The following is a 2,439-nucleotide window of genomic DNA, read 5'->3' as shown; positions in this document are numbered from 1 at the left end:
CGGGCGCACCGACGACGCTCGGCGTGCGGGACCGCGTGCCGACCGGGGCGTTCCTCGTCCTGATCGGCACCACCGTCGTCGCCGTCGCGCTCGGGTTCGCGGGGGCGACGTTCGCGACGCTTCTCGACCCGTTCCTCAGTGAGGTGTTCGCATGACTGACGTTCCACTATCCGACCTCCGACCGTTGCTCGCAGTTCTCGTCTCGTTCGTCGCGACGGCGTTCATCGTCGCGTCGTACCGCTCCCCGAACGTTCGTGAGGGGTGGACCCTGCTCGCAGCGGTCGTGAAGTTCGGGATCGTCGCCTCGATGCTACCCGGCGTCCTGGACGGCACCGTCTACGAGACGTCGATCGCGACGTTCCTCCCCGGGATCGAGTTCGCGCTGCGGGCCGACGCGCTCGGGATGCTGTTCGCGTTCCTCGCGAGCGGGCTGTGGATCGTCACCTCGTTCTACAGCATCGGCTACATGCGCGGCAACGACGAGATCAACCAGACGCGGTACTTCGCCGCGTTCGCCGTGTCGCTGTCGGCGACCATGGGGATCGCCTTCGCGGGCAACCTCGTGACGATCTTCGTCTTCTACGAGCTGTTGTCGATCGCGACGTACCCGCTCGTCGCCCACGACGAGACGGACGAAGCACGGTCTGCGGGTCGGAAGTATCTCGCGTACACGATGTTCGGCGGTGGCGTGCTCGTGCTCGCCGGCACCGTATTGGTGTACTGGCTCGCCGGCTCCGTCGCGTTCACCGCGGGCGGGATCGAAGCGCTCGCGAACGCCGACCCCGGCCTCGCGATGGTCGCCTTCTTCCTCCTCGCGATCGGGTTCGGGGTGAAAGCGGGTATCATGCCGCTCCACCAGTGGCTTCCCGAGGCGATGGTTGCGCCGACGCCCGTCTCCGGACTGCTCCACGCGGTCGCGGTCGTCAAGTCCGGTGCGTTCGGCGTCTCCCGGGTGATCCTCGACGTGTTCGGGCCGGAGCTCGTGTTCTCGCTGTCGCTGCCGTTCGGGTTCACGGCCGGGCTCGTCATGTCGACGATCGGCGCGATCACGCTGACGGCGGCCTCCCTGATCGCCTTACGGAAGGATCATCTCAAACAGCGACTCGCGTACTCGACGGTGAGCCAACTGAGCTACATCGTGCTCGGGCTCGGGCTGTTCGGCTGGTACGGGCTCGTCGGGGCGCTGCTACACATCCCGGCGCACGCCTTCATGAAACTCACCCTGTTCTTCTGTGCGGGGTGTATCCACGTCGAGACCCACACCGACTACATCTCCGAGATGGCCGGGATCGGCAAGCGGATGCCGGTGGTGATGGGCGCGTTCACGGTCGCGGCGCTCGGGATGGCCGGCATCCCGCTGCTCGCCGGTTTCGTGAGCAAGTACTACATGCTGATCGGCGGGATCCAGATGGGGGCAGAGTTGACGCCGGTCGCGTACTATCTCGTCGGCGCGCTCCTGCTGTCGGGCGTGCTCAACGTGGCGTACTTCTGGCCCGTGATCTACACCGCCTTCTTCGAGTCCGAAGACGAGCACGACGCGAAACCCCTCGTGGACTTCCGGATGGGCGGGGAGAAGCGGTCGACGCTTCCGGTGACGGACGGGGGTCGCGCAGCTGACGACGCGGCCACCGATGGGGGTCGCGCAGCTGACGACGCGGCCACCGATGGGGGTCACCCCAAGGACGATCGCGACGCTGGCGGGGACACCGATCCGGAGGACGCCGACCCGGACGAGCTCGTCACGGACGCGGAGCCGAACGATGATGGGGCCGACACGACCGACCCGAACCCCACCAACACCGATAGCTCGGACGCCACCGACGACACCGCCATCCCCGACGCGGACGACGACCTCCCGACCGACGACGAGGGCGTCGTCCGACCGGACTTCGACACGAGCGACCGCGACTTCTCCGAACCGGCCGAGCGGGTCGATACGGGCGATTACGCGGTCGACCAGAAGCCGTCCGACGTCGACGTGCCGTTCGGTGTCGGTCAGGAGGGAGACGAGCCCGACGGGACCGACGGAACCGACACGCGCGCTGACATCGACGACGGCACCGGGTACGGCCACGACGACCCGGACGACGAGGGCGACGATCACGGTCACGGCGAGTCCGACCACGACGACGCTCACGGCCATCACGGTGGCCCGCCTGCCGGCGGCTGGAAGCACGTGAACGGGCTCGACGCCTTACGTGGCCGCGAGTCGACTTGGTTCATGCTCGGGCCGATCCTCACGGCGATGACGCTGGCGCTCATGCTCGGCGTGATCCCCTACGAGATGGGCTTTCTGGAGCTGATCGAGCTGATAGTCGATACGCGGCTCCCCGAGGGGGTGGCCCGGCCATGAACGGGCTGGTGACCGCGGTGCCGCCGTTCCTCGTCCTCGCGGTCGCGGCGGCGCTCGTACTCGCGCTCCCGCGTGCGGTCGGCCAC

General features: G+C 67.9%; 1 protein-coding gene. It reads left to right on the top strand.

Annotated elements, in window-relative coordinates:
- The first annotated feature begins 151 nt into the window (after nucleotides 1–151).
- Nucleotides 152–2,353 carry a proton-conducting transporter transmembrane domain-containing protein gene (locus ACFQEU_RS14520; RefSeq protein ID WP_379783312.1) on the top strand — a complete coding sequence of 734 codons (2,202 nt, stop codon included), beginning with the start codon at nucleotides 152–154 and terminating at the stop codon, nucleotides 2,351–2,353.
- The last annotated feature ends 86 nt before the right edge of the window (nucleotides 2,354–2,439 follow it).

It is taken from the genome of Halorubrum tibetense (assembly GCF_042661865.1).
Lineage (GTDB): Archaea > Halobacteriota > Halobacteria > Halobacteriales > Haloferacaceae > Halorubrum > Halorubrum tibetense.
Note: the sequence above shows the minus strand (reverse complement) of the source record. Positions and strands in the feature narration are given on the sequence as shown.

Excerpts from the sequence above, each read along its gene's own strand:
- ACFQEU_RS14520 (WP_379783312.1), top strand. The coding sequence starts at position 152 with ATGACTGACGTTCCACTATCCGACCTCCGACCGTTGCTCGCAGTTCTC.